We start from the raw sequence: 17,356 nt of genomic DNA, 5'->3' as shown, positions 1-17,356 counted from the left end.
ATCGCAGCCTGCGGCAGCTCCTACAGGGGTTGGATTGTTCGTGCGGTTAGCGGGGCAGAGGCTCGCGGTTGTCGTCGTCTTCGGCATGCAGAAAGATCACCCGCGGATGCTCCAGCGGTGCCAGCGGCGGTGGCAGTTCCTGCTGCTGCACTGGCCAGAAATGCGTCACCACATGGCTGATATCGCCTTCCTGATCGTTGTGAATGGTCATCACCCCGGGGGTGCGCAATTTCTGAAAGCGGTCATCGCACAGCTTGAAGCTCTTGCTCAGCCCTTCATCGTCGATCACTGGCGAAGGCAAACGGCGCTGGGCGAAGCTGCGACTTTTGCGCTGCTGGTAACGCGCCCAACTGATAAGAATCACCGCGTTGACCAACGCCACCCACAGGTAAATCTGCAAGGTACCCAGCGCATCGAACGCCGAGTTGTCGATGCGCGGCCCGCCCGCGTGCGTTTCGATCAACGGCCATAAGCCGCGAATCAGCAGAAACAACAGGCCAACCCAGGCAATGACCGTAAGGATCACGTCGACCACAACCAGGAAGGGCCGTTGGCGAGTCCGGATGATTTTCATTTGATGACCTCCTCTTCGTCGTCGCCAATCGGTTTGATACCCCGATCCGGGCTGACCCAACGCGCACGTTTCTGATGTTGGCCGAACAGCACTTTCGGGAAGCTGACCAGCGTGGTCAGCAGGCTGATAAGCCAGAACACCAATGGATACCAGACCACCCAGAACATGGTCTTGCCCAGCCCCGGCTCATAGCGCCGGTCGATGATGATGCTGACCGCGAACTGCACCAGGCAGACGAAGGCCAGCAGCAGACCGGTAAACGCCGGCGGCATCAGGTGATCCACCGCAATCGCTTCAGGCATGACCACGAATTTGCCGACGCCCCAGAAGATCACCGACAGCAGGAAGGTGAACGCCCAACCGGTCGACAGGCAGTATTCGAACAACAGCGGCCACAGGTAACGATGGCGGTACTGCCAGATGCCGCGAATGTTCTTGAACAGTACTTCGGCGCCGCCCTGAGCCCAGCGCAGACGCTGCTTCCACAGGCCGCCGAGGGTTTCCGGCATGAGAATCCAGCACAGCGCGCGCGGCTCGTAAAAAATGCTCCAGTGATCGAGTTGCAGCTTCCAGCTGATGTCGATGTCTTCGGTGATCATGTCCGGGCTCCAGTAACCGACCCGGTTCAGCGCGGTACGGCGGAACGCGACGATCACCCCGGACACGGTGAAGATCCGCCCGAACACCCGTTGCGTGCGCTTGATCAGGCCGATGATCGAGGAGAACTCGCCGACCTGTACCCGCCCGACCAGCGTCGAACGTGTACGAATCCGAGGGTTGCCGGTCACCGCGCCAAGGCGCGCGTTATCCAGCATCGGTGCGACCAGATACGCCGCCGTGTTCGGCGCCAGCAACGCGTCGCCGTCGATGCACACCAGATATTCGCTGCGCGCGGCAATCGCGCCCATGCGCAGGGCCACTGCCTTGCCCTGGTTTTCCGCCAGATGCAGCACGCGCAACCGAGGGTCTTCCTTGGCCAGTGCGTCGAGCACTTGGGCGGTGTTGTCCTTGGAGCCGTCGTTGATCGCGATGACTTCGATGTTCGGGTAATGCTGGGCCAGCGCCGCGTGGATGGTGTCGGCGGCGTTGTCCCCTTCGTTGTAGCAAGGGATCAGGATCGAAATCAGCGGCTCGCCTTCCAGCGGCGGCGGCAAGGTGTCGTCCTTCCACGGCCAATGCCGCTCCCAGTGCAGCCAGAAATACAGGCCACCGGCAATCCACAACCCGGACATGAACAACGGGTAGAAGAACACGAAGTCCATCAGGAACTGCCCGGTCACCAGGAAGATCAGCCCCAGCGGAACGCCGAGGACAATCGCCAGAACAAGCAGGGCTAACAGTCTATCCAGCATGTTATGGATTCCATTTGTTGGAGAGCGCAGGCCTTACGGTTTTCAGGTCCGGCAGGTTGTCGAGGAAGTTGTCCGGGTAGTAACCGAAACTGGTCGCGCCCTGACGCTTGAGACGGCCCATCCAGTCCGCCAGATGCGCACCGTCGATGTCGGCTTGATCCTTTTTCGTCCAGTCACGTGCCTGCAATTCGAACACTGTGCGATCCAGCGCCCCCGGGCGTTTCTTGACCGTGGCCACCAAGGCTTCGAGCCAGGGGCCGGACTCTGCCTGGGTCTGTTTCTCCATCAGCGGCATGGCCATCGGCGCCGTCCAGTCGTAGGTCGCGAGGAAGTCGTCGAGGTTCTGCGCAAACCACGCTTCACTCTGCGGATTGAGGATCGGCTCGGCGAAAATGTTGCGTGCGGTCAGCACCTGCGGACCACGAATCGCGCGGACTTTGGCGGTCAGCTCATTGGTGAAATCGATGAGGTATTTGCTCTTGAAGCGCGTCCAGCGCTGCATCGCGGCAGGATCGTCGCGCAGGGCGGCGATTGAGCTTGGCAAGCCTTGGGCGGCGTAGGTTTTCAAGGCTTCAGGGCTGGCGTCCTCGAAATCCGAGAGCACCGCATCATCGTGGTAAAGAATGCCGTCGACCGAGGTCAGGCGCGCGACGTCTTCGTAGATTTCGCCAATGATCCGCCGTACTTCCGGATCGAACGGCGACAGGCGTTTGTACTGGTCCGGGTCGACCGATGTGGTGCCGGTTTTCGGGTCCCAACGGGTGACGCGCGGCAGCTTCGAATCGAGACCGAAACTCAGCACCGGCATCCACGCGAAGACTTTCACGTGGGCACGGGTGCGCAGTTGCCAGGCGACCCGGTCGAAAATATCGGCGCGCACCGGCAAGTGGCGGTTGGGGAAGTACAGCGAATGCACCAGGCCGTCGCCCTGCGGATCGGCGAAGGCCTGCAGGAACACCGTGTTGGCGCCCATGTCAGCCATGCGCTGCACCAGCTTGCCGAGGTTGATGTCCTGTTGCGCCGGGTCCGGGTCGTAGACATTGTCCAGATCGACATGCACCACGCGCATGGTGAAATCCGACTGCACCCCGACGACACTGTTGGCGAAATGTTCGCCGTCAGGATCGGAAGCGACGAGGAAGCGCGGGCTGCTCATCAGGTTGTCGAGGGCATCGAGGCCGTCGTCCAGCGTCAGGGCCATTTCGTAGCCCTGTTCGCCGACCACGGTCAGCGAAGTACCGTCCGCCGTGCCGTAAGGCCAGACCCAGACACGCGGTTTCTTGCCGGTGACCTTGCGGATTTTCTCCGAGATGTTGTTCACGTCAGTGCGAATACGCGCCTGGAAATCGGCCTCGGATTCATAGCGTTTAGTGACGGGATCGTAGCGCCGTGTCGCGGCGGCAGGCTGCATGTTGCCTTGCGGGTTGGCCAGAATCCCTTTGTGATTGGCGTCGGTGTGCGCGGCAATTTCCACCAGACCCGATTGCGAGATTTCACGCACCTGATCCCAGGTCAGGAAGTCGGAACGCGCACGCGGCGCACCGGCAAAATCCACCGGTTGATTGAGCGGTGTGTCGATCCAGCTGCCGACCGGCGCCAGCAGCGCATGCCAGTTGTAGGCGCGCAGCACTGGCAGCACGCGGGTGTAAAAACTCGAATAGCCGTCGTCGAAGCTGAGCAGAATCGCTTTCGCCGGCAGCTCCGGGCCGCCTTTGCGCGCGGCCATGATCTGGTCGACCGTGACCGGCTTGTAGCCGTTTTCGCGCAGCCACGCGAGTTGCTCGATCATGCGTTCGGTGCGCACCGCCACCACGGCCTGATCGGGGTCGCGATCCTCGATGTCGTGATAGGCGATGCCGAGCACGTGATTTTTCGGCCACGGTTTTTCACTGGCCGCCAGCGGCCGCTCGGACGGCGGTGCGAAGGCCGGGGCTTGCTGGGCGCAGGCGCTGATCAGCAGCACTCCCAGCAGAAGGATGAAACGCGAAATCAAAGGCATCTTCAAACTCTTCTAGAAGCGGAAAGTGAGGTCGACGAGCAGACGCAGATCGGTCTCCCGATCACCGTCGTAGGGCCGGTTGATCACACTGAACAAACCGCCCACCTCGAACACGTCGTTCCAGGCATAGCGTTGCCCGTAACCGAGCAGGGCCATGCCGCCGGTGCCGTGATCACGCTGGCTGTACGTCCCCGCGCCGGCCTGGAATTGCTGACTCCAGGAAGTTTCGTAGCGGTGGTAGAGCACGTGATTGACGTTGACCAGCGGCATCACGCTGAAGTCGGATTTGGGGTTGAAGTACGGCACGTCATCCGACTTGGAGTTGTGGCTGGTGCCGACCTCCAGACCGGCGTCGACCTGCACATTCGGCGCGCTGTAAACGCCTTCGCGACCCGTGAGCAAAGCTTCGACGCGGTTGTTGCCGTCACTGAAATGCGACGGGCTCACCGCCAGACGCCACTCGCGGCTTTCGTTGGCGCGCCAGCGAATGAAACCGCTGCCGCCGTTGGCCTTGATGTCGCTGTTGAGCGCGCGTAGTGGGGTCTCAGCCGAGAGGTATTCAAGACTGCCGCCGTACTGCCAGTGGTCGTTGATGTCGCGGGCGATCGCCAGACGCGCGCCCTGTTTGTCGCCGTAGCCGTAATCGTGATTGGAGACTTCGGCTTCGAGGGTCATGTCGCGGGTGCGCCGCTCCAGGCCGACACGCTGGAAGCGATGGTTGCCGGTGCCTTCGGCAAAGTCGCCGGTGGCGTATCCGACGCCGGCAAACACGCGCCAGTCTTCATCGATTGGCGGGCTGTATAGCGTGCTTTGAATGCCGAAATCGCGGCTGCCGCTGACCGCCCCGGCACCGCTGCTGCCGCCACCGTTGGCCTTGCCGCCGTAAGCTTCGACGCGCAGCTCGGACATGTCATGGACTTCGCGCTCACGCGCCAGACGCTGCACTTGACGGTTGTCCGGGTAACGCGCGACGACGTCGTCGGTCAGCGCATCCATTTGCCGCCATTCCTGCAACTCCATGGCCGTGTGCGCCTGGCCAATTTCCAGACCCATGTCGCGCGGCACGATGCTCTCGGTTTCCTTGAGCTGCATTTCTGCGCGGCGCGGCCAGTTGCGGGCCAGGTACAAATCGGCCTGGGCCAGGCGCAAGCCGATATTGCCCGGGGCCTGATCGACCAGGGTCTGCAAGCGCTCTTCACCGTGCGGCAAGTCGGAACCGTAGGTGCCGGCCTGTGCCGCCAGTTGCTGGGCGTCCATCCATTCATCGTTGGGGTTGCCGATCGGCAAGCCCTTGAGCTCGATACGCGGGCGCTGCGACTTGGCGGCGTCTTCCGCCACTTTACGTGCCTCGTCGGCGCGGTCGCTTTCCAGCAACGCGTAATACAGCGCGGTGGTGTCTTCGAGGCGGTCGCCGACATCGGCGTCCGGTGCAGCCAGCACCTGGCGATAGAGGTCGGTGGCGATTTCCGGTTCGCGCTGATCCAGATAAGACGCCGCCACCCAACGCAAGGCATAGGTCGGAATCTTCACGCCTTCGGCTTGCAGCTTCTGGTACTCCGTGATGACGTCGGCGGTGCGCGCGCGGGCCTTGAGTGCGCCCATGCGGTCGATGCGCCAGCGGGTGACGTCGTCATGCGCGGTCGCGTCCGGTGTCCAGGTGGCGAGCAGTTTGTCGTAGTCGGCCAGCGCGCGGTCGGCGATGACGTAGCGTTCTTTTTCACTGCGGGTAGCGAGTTCGGCGAGGCGCACGCGTTCGGCGGCCAGGTCGCCTTCGAGGCGGCGCAGCGTGACCGGATCAATCAGCCCCGGGCGTTGATTGGCCAGGCGCAGTGCTGGCTCCGGCAGTCGCGCTTTTTGCAAAGCGACCACGTATTCGCGGGCGACTTCCGGTTTGCTGCCGGCGCGTTTGAAGGCCTGATCGTATTCGAACAGCGCGTCGTATTGCTTGCCCGCGCGGGTCAGTGCATAGCCCAGCGCGAGGCGACGGGAAGGATCATCGGGTTTGGCTGCGACCAGCGCCTTGGCGCGGGTCACCGCTTCGTCGGGCTTGCCGGCATCCGCCTGCGTCAGGGCCAGGCCCAGTTGCAGGTCGGCGTTGTCCGGTTCCAGCGCCAGGGCCTTGTTATAGACCTGGGTCGCCTGATCCCAGCGCTTGAGGTTGCGATAGGCGCGCGCCGTTGCAGTCAGCGCCTGCACCGGCAAGACGCGATCGCGACCCTGGGTTTCATAGACCTGCACCACTTCAGCGTCGAGCCCGGCCCAACTGGCGATTTGCAGGTGATCGCTGATCTGCCCGGTGGTCGACTGGCCCGGCGGCACCTGACGCAGCACCGTCAGCGCAGGCGTGGTTTGCCCGGCACGGGCGTCGCGCACCATCTGATCGTAGGGTGTGTCGGCAAACGCCAGCGCCGGCCAGAGCAACTGGCTGCACAGCGCAACACGGAACAAAGGGCGTAAACCACGATGCAATACAGGAACATCAATACGCGGCATTCGTCAGCATCCTTACATGGCCAGCCGGGTCGCAATGCCCTCCTTGCCCATTCGTAACGGTGGCCGCCAATGCACATCCAACGGCCAAGCTTAGTCAGGCAGTCTTGCACGCAAGCGTAGACCAGAATTCAGAACACAACAATTGTTCAGAATCGTCACGACGGTTGCGCCGCAACAGCCAAAACCCGAACGCCAGACAGCAAAACGCCCGGCGTCTGTTCAACACAGAGGCCGGGCGTTGCTATTAAGAGCGCAGGATTACTGCACTTGCGTGACGCCGGCGAACTTGCTCATCAGGAAGCCGACGAACTGCTCGACGGTCATCTTCTGGCCGTTGAATTCGACCTGATTGGCGGCGTAATGCAGTTTGGTCACGACGTTGCTACCGTCGACCACGGCCAACTGCGAACCGACTGCCATACCGGCGAACATGTCCGCCGCTTCCTTGGACTGGTCGACGATGGCTTTGGCGTCAGTCTGGCCATCCAGTTGCGCCTGCACGCTGAGCAAATCGACCAGCATCGGCTTGGACACCTGAATATTCAGATCAAGCAATGCGATCAGCTGTTTGCCCAACTGATCCGGCGGCAAATCCATCGATTGCGGTTTGGTCAGGTCGATGACCAGATTGGCTTTGCTCTCGCCGTTGGCAGTGTTGAACGAGAGGTTTTCCAGCGCGAACTGTGGGCCGGCGGCCAGCAGTTTCTGCAGATCGGCTTTGACCTGGGCGTTTTCAGCTTCGGTAAGGTTCAGCTCCGGAGCCGGCAAGCCTTGAGCTGCAGCCTCGGCGGCGGCTTTTTCGTACGGCTGCAGTTTGGTCTGGTAGATCTGCATCAGCGACATCGTCGACGGGATGTCGAGGTTTTTCAGGCTCATGGCCATGTTCGCCGAACCGATTTTCTTGTCGTTGAGCGACACTTCGCCAACTTTGTAGTCCGCGCGGCCGGAGGCATTGCTGCCGTTTTCTTCGGTGAGGTTCTTCATTTCGAAGTTCTTCACACCGAGCACCGATTGCTTGGTGCCGAAGGTGGTTTTGCTGTTGGTCAGCACCAGGGTGTTTTCCCCGGTGTAATAGCCGTAGCTGCTCTTGGCGAGGTTGCTGGCCAGGGTCAGACCGTTGAGTTCAACCTGCACCGGCGCCTGATCTTCGGCCACAGTGACCAGTTTCAGGTTGTCCATGTAACCGTCCGCCTTGACCTTCTGCGCCTGGGCGCTGGCGGAGATGTTCATGGTCAGGCCGGAGAATTTCAGGCTCGATTGCTCATCCAGCGCGGTTTCGAACGGCAGCAGATCAAGGGTGCTGGTGGTGGATTCATCGTAGCCAATGTTGGTCACGCCTTTAAGCGGCGAGGCGCCTTTGGTCGCGGCGAACCACTTCTCGGTGGCGGCGTTCTTTTCCAGCTCGTAGTTGCTGGTGGCCATGACCGGCAGCCATTTCAGCGACACCAGACGCGAGAACGGCAGCGGGCCGTGTTCGATGTGATCGACGAACAGCAATTCGACCGGCTTGTCGCCAAACATCTCGCCTTCACCTTTGAGGCGATAGTGCGCGGTGCTGGTGAAGGTGTGGCGTTCCAGCGACACCAGTTCCAGCGACGCGGTGCCGTTGGAGCCGGCCATGGCGGTCTGCAGCTCTTTGTTGGCGTTGCTGACGGCGTTGTTCAACACGCCTTCGATCTTGGTCCCGGTGTACCAGGCCCCGCCTGCGCTGATCGCGCCGATGGCAACAACAATTCCGAGAAGCACGCCTGCTGATTTATTCATGAATGACCTGATCGATTTCCGTGGCTGTGAGTGTGGTCGTCTTCCCTGAACCCGTGACCGGGTCGCGGCTCGACTGCGCTGAATTCAGCGATGGAGATTAGCACCGGGCGCGCAAGACGGCCCAACGTTTAAAGGTGAAAGAGTGTCTATGGGGAGAATGGACAACCGACAGGCAGTGAGAGTTTCGCAGTTAGCAAAACTGCCATCGCTGGCAAGCCAGCTCCCACAGGGATCTTCAGCGAACACAAAATTTGTGCACACCACGTCAACCTGTGGGAGCTGGCTTGCCAGCGATGAGGCCAGATGATTCAGCCGAGAATCAGGAATACTGAACCTCGATCTCATCCAGCTGATGATCAAAGCTTTTCAGTCGCGCGGTCCAGGTGTAGACCAGCACTTCGAAATCCCGATCAATCACCGCCCCACCCGGCCCATCAGCGCGCGGGTCACAGAAATCCAGCTGATAACGCTCACGGGCCATGGCTGTGGCGACATCCGACAATTCACGGGCATTGTTCAGCCAGTGCCAGCCCTCGTCATCAATCTGCTTGTCGAGTTCCAGGCATTGTTTTTTCAGCGCTTCGAGGCTTTTTTCCAGCGGTGTACCGGTGAGTTCGCCCATGACTTCGGCGAACGTTCGTCCCGGCTGCCAGTAGCTGCCCCAGAAATACCGGTCGAACACGGTTTCGACCCGACGCAGGGCGACTTTGGTGTCCCAGATCAGCACGAGGGTCTTGCCCTGTTCAAGCTGCCGTTTCTTGACGCGCTGAACCTGAATCGAAGCCCAGGCCACCACGACGATCGCCATAACCGCGATCAGCGCGACAGTGCTGTCGAGAAAGATCATGGCCTTGTCGATCTGGTGGGCCAGCATGATGCCGTAGAAATAGGTGGCCGAAAGCAGCACCAGCGCTGCGAGGGCGCACCAGAAGCCGAGAGCGTAAGGGTTTTTCATTATTGGTTTCCCCTAGACCAGCGCTAGCAATGTGCGCTGGAAGGGTGCTTTGCACGGGGCGCCCTTCCAACACTTCAAAGCATAGCAACGGCCTCAGGGTTTGCCGGGGCTTGGAGCGTGCGTTCGTCCGCTTTCCCAACCGCCGCCGAGGGCGAGGAACAAATCGACTTGGCTCATCGCAACCTGGGTGTTGGCAGCGGCCAGTTGCGCGGTGACATCGGTGTAGGTGCGGGTCGCTTGCAGATCAGCCAGGAACGACTCGCGGCCGGCCTGGAAGAAGCGGTGCGTCTGGTCTGCCGCGAGTTTCGCCGACTGCTCGGCATCGGCCAGCGCGTCGCGACGTTGCAGCAGCGCGCTGTACTGGGCGAGGCCAGTCTGGGTTTCGCGAATGGCGTTGAGCACCACGCCATCGAAATGCGCCAGCGCGCCTTGGGTGGTCGCTTCAGCTTCACGGATGCGCGCGCGGGCGCCGTTGGTCGGCACTTTCCAGCTCAGCGACGGGCCGAAGCCCCAGCGGTTGGTCGATGGATCACCCAAGTCGTCTATCAGACCGACCGTACCGATCGTCGCGCCAATGCTGATGTCCGGATACAACTCGCCCGTGGCGACACCGATCCCGGCAGTCGCGGCGGCCAGCCGCCGTTCGGCCTGACGGATATCGGGGCGACGCTTGAGCAGCGCGGCGCCATCACCGACCGGCACCAGTTGGGCGATTTTCGGCAGTTCAGCGCAAGTCGCCGTGCCGACCGGCAATTGATCGACCGGTTTCGCCAGCAGCATCGACAAACGGTACAACCCGGCCTGACGCGCGGCTTCATAGCGCGGCATGTCGGCGCGCAGGGATTTGAATTGGGTTTGCGAACGGGTGACCTGGGTTTCATCGCCACGCCCGGCGTCGCGCAGACGCTGAATCAGCGTGGTGCCTTGCGATTGCAGGTCGAGAGAGTGCTGGGCGATTTCGCGCTCTTCGTTGGCGGCGCAGACTTGGGTGTAGGCGCGAACCACGTCGGCCACCAAGGTGATGCGTGCGGTGTCGGCAGCGGCCTGGGTCGCGTCGGCGTTGGCTTTGGCGCCTTCGATGCCGCGCTGCAACGTGCCCCACAGATCGAACTGATACGAAGCGCTGATACCGATATCGCCAACGTTGTCCACCGGCACTTTCTCCGGCAACAAGAACGCCTGTCCGGACTCCTGCAAACGCTGGGCGCCCATTTTCACGCCAGCACTCCAGCCACCGGCCGCTTCGGCTTCGTCGACCTGAGCGCGGGCGCGTTGCAGGTTAGCCGCCGCAACACGCAGATCGGTGTTGGAGGCCATCGCTTGCTGCACCAGTTGATCGAGGCGCAGGTCTTTATACAGTCGCCACCAATCCGCCGGCACCGGCGCCGAGACCACAGGCTTACCGTCGACGGCCAGTTCGCCCTGAAAATCCTTGCGCTGAACCGCCGAATTCTCAGGCACGTGATAGTCCGGCCCGACCATCTGACACGCCGACAGCATCACGCCCAACCCGGCGATCATCAGGGCCCTGCTCATTGCGCGGGCTCCTGCTTTTTATCGTCGACTTTCGAGTCTTCGATGATGGATACCGTGGCAGTGCGCCCGGCGATCATGCGGAAATCTTCCGGCACATCGTCAAAGGCAATCCGCACCGGAATCCGCTGCGCCAGCCGCACCCAACTGAACGCCGGGTTGACGTTGGGCAGCAGGTTGCTGCCGCTGGTACGGTCGCGGTCTTCGATACCGGCGACGATGCTTTCGACATGCCCGCGCAGTTTGGCGCGGTCGCCGATCACGCGGATATCCACCGACTGACCGACATGAATGCCGTCGAGTTTGGTCTCTTCGAAATAGCCGTCGATGTGGAACGAATTGCTGTCGACCACCGACAACACCGGACGCCCGGCGGTGACGAACTCCTGCGGACGCGGCGCGCGGTCGTTGACGTAGCCGTCGACCGGGCTGCGAATCACCGAGCGATCGAGGTTGAGTTGGGCGCTGTCCACCGCAACCGTGGCTTCGGCCAGTGCCGATTGCGCCCGGGCGACCTTCGACTGGCTTTCTTCCAATTGCTCGGCTGGCACCAGGTTACCGAGGCCACGGTTACGTTTGGCTTCGCGCTGAGCCTGAGCGAGGGTTTCTTCGCGATCAGCCACAGCCGCTTTGGCCTGACGCAACGCCAGCTTGAAGCGATCCTGATCGATGCTGAACAGCACCTGACCGCGCTTGATCAACTGGTTGTCTTTCACTTCAACCTGTTGGATCAACCCGGACACGTCCGGGGCGATCTGGATGATGTCGGCGCGAATGTGGCCGTCGCGGGTCCACGGCGCAAACATGTAATACATCACCATGCGCCAGACGAGGACAACGGCAAAAGTCACGATCAGCAGGGTCAGTACCACGCGACCGATGGTCAAAAACGGTTTTTTCATGTCATCAGGTATCGACTGAGTGAGTCCACGCCGTACAGAAGTACCGCGTAGAGCGCCACGTTGAACAATGCCCGGTGCCAGACCAGACGGTAAAAGTGCACGCGCGTAAGCACGGCATGCACCAACAAAAACAGCACATAAGTGATGCCCATCAACACCAGCAAGGTCGGCAGGAAAATGCCGCTGATGTCCAGATCACCGATCATAGGGGCGCTCCATCGGGCAGCGGTTCTTCGGGCTCGGCGCTGGAAACGAAGTCAACGCCGGGCAGCAACGCCAGACGCAAACCGCTCAAGGCGTGCAACAGGTTCAGACGGGTTTCATCGTCGCCGTGGCCATTGAGCGCACGGCGGGTGCGATCCAGGGTCATCAGTAGCGGGGCCGGCGCCGGCAAGCGTTCGCCGGCCTTGAGGCAAGCGCGGAAATACTCACCGACTTCACTGACCACCTGCTGCAACAAAGCGTTCGGCGCGCCGGTGACCCGTGGGGTGTAGGCGAGCAAATCGAGCAGGTTCAGACCGACGCGCACTTCGCGCATGGCGATGCCGGTGTCCTGGCCGGTCAGGGCCAGACGCGGCAGGTGCTGCATCAGCCGATCGAGCAACTGCACACCCAATTTGCGGTGCTCGGCAAGGTTGGCCGGCTCGGTCATGTGGACGATGTCTTTCCAGCTGAAACGGGTCAGGCGTTTCGCTGCCAATTCGGCACCAAACGGGCGCGCCACCAGCGTCCAGATAAACGCGAACAACAGACCGATCGGCCCCGCCAGGTTGGAGTTCACGAAGGCGAAAAAGTCCGCATCGTAAGCGCCCTGAATACTGATAAACGACGAGGTATTGACCAGCGTCAGCAGCATGCCGAGGTAGAAGCGCGGCTGCACCGTCAACGTGCCAACGCAGATAAACGGGATGGAAAACGCCAGCACCAGCATCGGGAAGTCGTGCAGGTTGGGCAGAATCAAAAACAGATAAAGGCTGGCGAACAGCACGGACATGCCGGTCCAGAAAAAGAACCGATAAATCTGCGGCGCCGGGTCGTCCATCGAGGCGAAGAAACTGCATGCCACCGCTGCCAGAATCACCGCACTGCCGCCGTCCGGCCAGCCGAGCAGAATCCACAGCACAGAGGCGGTGATGATCGCCAGAATGGTCGAGGCCACCGAGTAAAGCATCAGCCCACGGTCGATAAACGGTGTCAGCCGACCCAGTCGCCAATGACGGTAAACCGCGCGCCAGTTGTCCTGGCGCTCGCAGACAATCGCGTCCTGCAGGCTGCGGCAGTCCTGCCACAAATCAATGAATTCACCGAGGCGATAAATCGAGTTGGAGAACAGCAGTTGCCGGCGATCTTCCAACGCTTCGGCGCTCGGCTGCAGGGCTTCGAGCTGATCTTTCAGCGCTTGCCAACGGTCGAGATCGGCGTCTTCATGACCGAGCCATTCGCGGGTCGCGACCAGCAGTGGTTCGAATTTTTCCACCAGCTCAGGCGTGCGCCGTTCGAGGGCGTAGAGCGAATCTTCCAGCGCATCAATCACTGGCAACAGATGAATCATCCGCCCGCGCAATTCTTTGGTGTTGCGCACGGTTTGCGGTCGCGAGCCTTCGTGGGGCAACTGGCCGATCATCAATTCGAGGCTGTTGAAGTTGGCGACCATGGCCATGCGCAGCGCGGTGACTTCTTCGGGCTGCACGTCGCGGCTGAGGAATTTCAGGCTGTAGGTGGTTGCGTCGGCGAACCACTTGCTCACGGCGTCGTTGAACACCGGCGCCAAGCGTCGCGGCCAGAACATCGCACCGACCACGGCGGCAACAGCAATGCCGAGGAAAATTTCCTCAGTGCGCGCCTCGGCCACGTCCCACACCGCCAGCGGGTTATCCACCACCGGCAAGGCAATCAGCGGCAGGGTGTAACCGGCGAGCATCAATGCGTAGCTGTTGGCTGTGCGCAAATGCAGGGACATGAACAACAGAATCCCCGTCCACAGCGCGATGACCACCACCAATACATACGGGCTCTGCACGAACATCGGCACAAAAAACACCGCCGCGGCCGCACCGAGAAAGGTGCCAATCGCACGGTATAGCGCTTTCGAACTGGTAGGGCCGAGGAACGGGCTGGAGACGATGTACACCGTCGCCATCGCCCAATACGGACGCGGCATCTGCATGAGCAAGGCGATGTACAGCGCGATCATCGACGCTGCAAAAGTCCGCACCCCGTAGAACCAGTCCCGGGCCGGCGGAATGCCGGAGAAAAAACCGTTCAAGAATTAACCACCAATGGCGGGTTGGCCGCCTCAAAAGCTCTGAGTACCCGAAGCGTAGCCTCCAGATCGCTCTGGTCGATGCCCTCAAGCACTTCATGACGCAGACGCACCAGTTCGATCTCCACCGCTTGCACCAGTTCACGACCGGTGTCGGTCAGGCTCAGACACTTGGCGCGGCGATCGTGGGCATCTTCGGTACGGCAGACGTAACCCGAATGACACAACTGATCGAGCAGACGCACCAGCGACGGACTCTCCATCCCGGCCGCCTGCGCTACCTGCACCTGCCGCACACCCTCGCCCAAACGGCCGATCATCAACAGCGGCACGGCGCAGGCTTCGGAGATTCCATAGTTGACCAGCGTGGTCTGGCAGATCTTCCGCCAATGCCTGGCGGCCACCACCATGGCACTGCTGATGTTCATCTGGAGAGCGTCGAGGGAATCGGACACGGGAAAATGCACACTGTTAGTTTGCTAACTATCAATATCGCATTGGAGGGGAATTTCAGTCAAGTTTTGAAACAAAATGCTCCACTGGTCGCTCGCACAAACAGAAGCTTTCTAAACCATGTGATGACGATGTATATACCTCGTCAGTACCGAAAACCTTGAAGGAATCTGCAGATGTCAAAACAAGCCGTTTTTACAATGAAGCTCGAGCCGGAGCTGCGTGAGCAATTCATGGCTGAGGCGGAGGCATCCCATCGTCCTGCTTCGCAGATCATGCGAGAAATGATGCGCCAGTTTGTTCGCACACAGCAGGAAGCCCGGGAATACGAAGTCTTCCTGCAACGAAAAGTCGACCTTGCAAGAGAATCGATGGCAGCCGGTGAAGGCGTTTCCAACGAGGAAGTTGAAGCGCAATTCGCCGCCAGGCGCAGGCAGGTAGAAAATCAAGGATGAAGATTATCTGGAGTAAAAATGCCGTACAGGATCGCGAAAAAATCTGGGACTACCTTCACGCAGAAAATCCAGGCGCAGCGCTCGACATGGATCGCCGCTTCACCGAAGCGGCTTCACGCCTGGCCCAAAACCCCAAAATTGGCCCGGTTGGTATCATTGCCGGCACTCGCGAATTAATTCCCCACCCCAGCTACCGTCTTGTCTACCAGCCAGATCAGGATGTGATCTGGATTATGGCGCTGGTTCATACGGCACGGGCCTGGCCTTTCCCAAAGTAGCGATTAGCCCGCCCGCCCCTTGCGCAACAACACATTCAACTGATCCACCACCTCCGCCCAATCGGCATCATCCAGAATCTCGTCACGCAAAAACTGCGACTGGCTCTCCGTCCAGAAAAACGCATCGGCCAAGTGCAGCTCGGGTTTAAGCGGGGAATGCGTGGCGATGAATTGGTCGATGCTGACCGGGTCGTTGTCCAGGCCGAGTTGTTTGAAGAGAGATGGGAGGCTGTGGTTTGGGTTTTCCATTGCAGTGATCCTTGGAATTAGCGGTGAATGGAAGATCATTCGCGGGCAAGCCCGCTCCCACATGAGTACGAGGTGATCACAGATTTTGTGCCCACCTGAGAACCCCTGTGGGAGCGGGCTTGCCCGCGAAGGCGTCAATGAAAATGCCACAAAAGCCTAATGACTCAACTCCCGCACCTCGGCATGCGGCACCATTTTCAGAAACTCCGGCATGCTCATGTGCAGCAGGTAATTGTGGTTGCCCGCCTCCAGATAAATATCCTTCTGCCGCGTCAGCAACGGGTCGATGACCATGTCCAGCCCGTAGGAATCGCCCAACGGCGGCACCGCGCCGCGTTCACAGTCGTCGAAAATATGCGCCAGATTGCTTTCGCGGGTCAGTTGCCATTCGCCGCTGTTGCGCACCTTGCTCAGATCCAGATGACGGCTGGCCGGCAGCACGGCCATCAGGTAATGCCCGTGGTGGTCGTCGAGGATGATCGATTTGGCCACCCGTTCCGCTGGCACCCCGGCGACGCGCGCGGTTTCCAGGCTGCTGGATGAATGTCGATGAGCAACGACGTCATATTCGCAATGCGCCCGGGTCAGGCTGCTTTGCACCTTTTTTGCCATTCGCATGATGCACCTCGGTGTCGCGCGGAAGGTTGTTGCTGCGTCTTTGAGTCTAGTTCGGCGGGCCGCTGGTGAAGGGAAATCCGCTCATCGGACACATCCGCACATTGATCAAAATTCATACAGCCCAACCCTGAACTAGACTGAAAGAACCCGCCACTGACGCTCATGGAGAGTCACGTGAACAGCCGATGTTGTGTCTTTGCCTTGCTCCTGCTGAGCAGCGCGTCCGCTTTCGCCGCCGAGAGCTCGTTGCCAGCGATGAGCCCGGTCGGCCTATGGCTGATCACCCTCGGCATCGTGTTTCTGATCGCCGAAGCCGCTCTGCTCAATTACGGCGTGATCGGCCTGGGCGGGATCATCATGTTCGTCATCGGCGCGCTGATTCTGAGCAACGCCGAATTGCCGGTGCCGATGATGATCGGCCTTGGCTTGGTCAGCGCGCTGCTGTTGGTAGCGTTAGTGATCCGGGCCTTGAAAACCCGCCCGCGCCAAGCCGTCAGCGGTGATGCCGGCCTGCTCGGCAGCGTCACCGCGATCACCACCGTGCAACCGGGCGATGCGCGCAATGGCTGGATTCAACTGCAAGGCGAACGCTGGCAAGTGCTCAGCGCCACCCCTTTGCACACCGGCCAAACGGTGCGCGTGGTGGCTCGCAAGGGATTGTTGCTGCAAGTGGCCGCGGCTGACGCGGCGCCGCTCGGAGAGTGATCATGGGTCTGCAAATCGGTTTTGTTGCGCTGCTGTTGTTGGTGATTGCCCTCGCCGGTTCGACGTTCCGCATCCTGCGTGAATACGAGCGCGGCGTGGTGTTCCAGCTCGGACGTTTCTGGCAGGTCAAAGGCCCGGGGCTGATCCTGCTGATTCCGGTGGTGCAGCAAATGGTTCGGGTGGATCTGCGCACCGTTGTTCTCGACGTACCGCCGCAGGACGTGATCACCCGTGACAACGTTTCGGTGAAGGTCAACGCCGTGCTGTATTTCCGCGTGCTCGACCCACAGAAGGCGATCATTCAGGTCGAGGATTTTCTCTCGGCCACCAGTCAGTTGGCGCAGACCACGTTGCGCGCGGTGCTCGGCAAGCATGAACTCGATGAGTTATTGGCCGAGCGCGAGCAGTTGAACATCGACATCCAGCAAGTACTCGATGCGCAGACTGATGCATGGGGCATCAAGGTCGCCAACGTCGAGATCAAACATGTCGACCTCAACGAATCGATGGTCCGCGCCATCGCCAAGCAAGCAGAAGCCGAACGCGAACGACGGGCAAAAGTCATCCACGCCGAAGGCGAATTGCAGGCCTCGGAAAAACTGATGCAGGCTGCCGAGATGCTCGGTCGTCAGCCTGGGGCGATGCAGTTGCGTTATATGCAGACCTTGAGTTCGATTGCCGGCGACAAGAGTTCAACGATTGTTTTTCCGTTGCCGATCGAGTTGCTCAAGGGCATGGCGGATTTGTCCGGCAAGTCCTGAGG

At 60.6% G+C, this 17,356-nt stretch carries 17 protein-coding genes; 4 read left to right on the top strand and 13 right to left on the bottom strand.

What is annotated here, in order from left to right; genetic code table 11:
• Window positions 1-46: 46 nt before the first annotated feature.
• The 11 genes from pgaD to EJA70_RS07100 all read right to left on the bottom strand — a co-directional run bounded on the left by pgaD (window position 47) and on the right by EJA70_RS07100 (window position 14,263).
• Window positions 47-574, bottom strand: a complete 528-nt coding sequence (gene pgaD / locus EJA70_RS07150) for a poly-beta-1,6-N-acetyl-D-glucosamine biosynthesis protein PgaD (RefSeq protein WP_158830287.1) — start codon at window positions 572-574, stop codon at window positions 47-49.
• Entirely contained in the window at window positions 571-1,926 is a 1,356-nt protein-coding gene (gene pgaC, locus EJA70_RS07145) for a poly-beta-1,6-N-acetyl-D-glucosamine synthase (RefSeq protein ID WP_008080296.1), read from the bottom strand. Before pgaC ends, pgaD begins: the two co-directional genes overlap by 4 nt.
• A 1-nt stretch (window position 1,927) precedes the next feature.
• Window positions 1,928-3,925 carry a poly-beta-1,6-N-acetyl-D-glucosamine N-deacetylase PgaB gene (gene pgaB, locus EJA70_RS07140; RefSeq protein ID WP_158830286.1) on the bottom strand — a complete coding sequence of 666 codons (1,998 nt, stop codon included), beginning with the start codon at window positions 3,923-3,925 and terminating at the stop codon, window positions 1,928-1,930.
• Between the two features lie 12 nt (window positions 3,926-3,937).
• The gene (gene pgaA, locus EJA70_RS07135) at window positions 3,938-6,418 is read right to left on the bottom strand and encodes a poly-beta-1,6 N-acetyl-D-glucosamine export porin PgaA (protein ID WP_158830285.1); all 2,481 of its coding nucleotides are present in this window, start codon (window positions 6,416-6,418) and stop codon (window positions 3,938-3,940) included.
• Between the two features lie 258 nt (window positions 6,419-6,676).
• The gene (locus EJA70_RS07130; protein WP_158830284.1) at window positions 6,677-8,182 is read right to left on the bottom strand and encodes a YdgA family protein; all 1,506 of its coding nucleotides are present in this window, start codon (window positions 8,180-8,182) and stop codon (window positions 6,677-6,679) included.
• A 319-nt stretch (window positions 8,183-8,501) separates the two neighbouring features.
• The gene (locus tag EJA70_RS07125) at window positions 8,502-9,137 is read right to left on the bottom strand and encodes an NADH:ubiquinone oxidoreductase subunit N (protein WP_158830283.1); all 636 of its coding nucleotides are present in this window, start codon (window positions 9,135-9,137) and stop codon (window positions 8,502-8,504) included.
• Between the two features lie 93 nt (window positions 9,138-9,230).
• Window positions 9,231-10,673 carry an efflux transporter outer membrane subunit gene (locus EJA70_RS07120; protein WP_158830282.1) on the bottom strand — a complete coding sequence of 481 codons (1,443 nt, stop codon included), beginning with the start codon at window positions 10,671-10,673 and terminating at the stop codon, window positions 9,231-9,233.
• On the bottom strand, window positions 10,670-11,572 hold the full coding sequence (locus EJA70_RS07115; RefSeq protein ID WP_158830281.1) for an HlyD family secretion protein: 903 nt from the start codon (window positions 11,570-11,572) through the stop codon (window positions 10,670-10,672). The genes EJA70_RS07120 and EJA70_RS07115 overlap by 4 nt, the downstream gene beginning before the upstream one ends.
• The gene (locus EJA70_RS07110; protein WP_007917703.1) at window positions 11,569-11,778 is read right to left on the bottom strand and encodes a DUF1656 domain-containing protein; all 210 of its coding nucleotides are present in this window, start codon (window positions 11,776-11,778) and stop codon (window positions 11,569-11,571) included. The genes EJA70_RS07115 and EJA70_RS07110 overlap by 4 nt, the downstream gene beginning before the upstream one ends.
• The gene (locus EJA70_RS07105; protein ID WP_158830280.1) at window positions 11,775-13,838 is read right to left on the bottom strand and encodes an FUSC family protein; all 2,064 of its coding nucleotides are present in this window, start codon (window positions 13,836-13,838) and stop codon (window positions 11,775-11,777) included. The genes EJA70_RS07110 and EJA70_RS07105 overlap by 4 nt, the downstream gene beginning before the upstream one ends.
• Window positions 13,835-14,263: a MarR family winged helix-turn-helix transcriptional regulator gene (locus tag EJA70_RS07100; RefSeq protein WP_008080307.1), complete on the bottom strand. Its 429-nt coding sequence runs from the start codon at window positions 14,261-14,263 to the stop codon at window positions 13,835-13,837. Before EJA70_RS07100 ends, EJA70_RS07105 begins: the two co-directional genes overlap by 4 nt.
• A gap of 201 nt (window positions 14,264-14,464) precedes the next feature.
• On the opposite strand from EJA70_RS07100, the gene EJA70_RS07095 reads away from it, so the two are divergent.
• The gene (locus EJA70_RS07095) at window positions 14,465-14,743 is read left to right on the top strand and encodes a CopG family ribbon-helix-helix protein (RefSeq protein WP_158830279.1); all 279 of its coding nucleotides are present in this window, start codon (window positions 14,465-14,467) and stop codon (window positions 14,741-14,743) included.
• Complete coding sequence (locus EJA70_RS07090) at window positions 14,740-15,021, top strand: type II toxin-antitoxin system RelE/ParE family toxin (protein WP_158830278.1); 282 nt, start codon at window positions 14,740-14,742, stop codon at window positions 15,019-15,021. The genes EJA70_RS07095 and EJA70_RS07090 overlap by 4 nt, the downstream gene beginning before the upstream one ends.
• A gap of 3 nt (window positions 15,022-15,024) precedes the next feature.
• Here EJA70_RS07090 and EJA70_RS07085 read toward each other — a convergent pair whose 3' ends face one another.
• On the bottom strand, window positions 15,025-15,270 hold the full coding sequence (locus tag EJA70_RS07085; protein ID WP_158830277.1) for a DUF2789 domain-containing protein: 246 nt from the start codon (window positions 15,268-15,270) through the stop codon (window positions 15,025-15,027).
• Between the two features lie 156 nt (window positions 15,271-15,426).
• A complete protein-coding gene (locus tag EJA70_RS07080) occupies window positions 15,427-15,888 on the bottom strand; it encodes an aminoacyl-tRNA deacylase (RefSeq protein ID WP_053116446.1) in 462 nt (153 codons plus the stop codon).
• A gap of 174 nt (window positions 15,889-16,062) precedes the next feature.
• On the opposite strand from EJA70_RS07080, the gene EJA70_RS07075 reads away from it, so the two are divergent.
• Both EJA70_RS07075 and EJA70_RS07070 read left to right on the top strand, forming a co-directional pair.
• Window positions 16,063-16,593 carry an NfeD family protein gene (locus EJA70_RS07075; protein ID WP_158830276.1) on the top strand — a complete coding sequence of 177 codons (531 nt, stop codon included), beginning with the start codon at window positions 16,063-16,065 and terminating at the stop codon, window positions 16,591-16,593.
• A gap of 2 nt (window positions 16,594-16,595) precedes the next feature.
• On the top strand, window positions 16,596-17,354 hold the full coding sequence (locus EJA70_RS07070; RefSeq protein ID WP_003220464.1) for a slipin family protein: 759 nt from the start codon (window positions 16,596-16,598) through the stop codon (window positions 17,352-17,354).
• The last annotated feature ends 2 nt before the right edge of the window (window positions 17,355-17,356 follow it).

Source organism: Pseudomonas sp. PB103, assembly GCF_009764635.1.
Classification (GTDB): Bacteria; Pseudomonadota; Gammaproteobacteria; order Pseudomonadales; family Pseudomonadaceae; genus Aquipseudomonas.
This window is presented reverse-complemented; position numbering and strand designations above follow the sequence as displayed.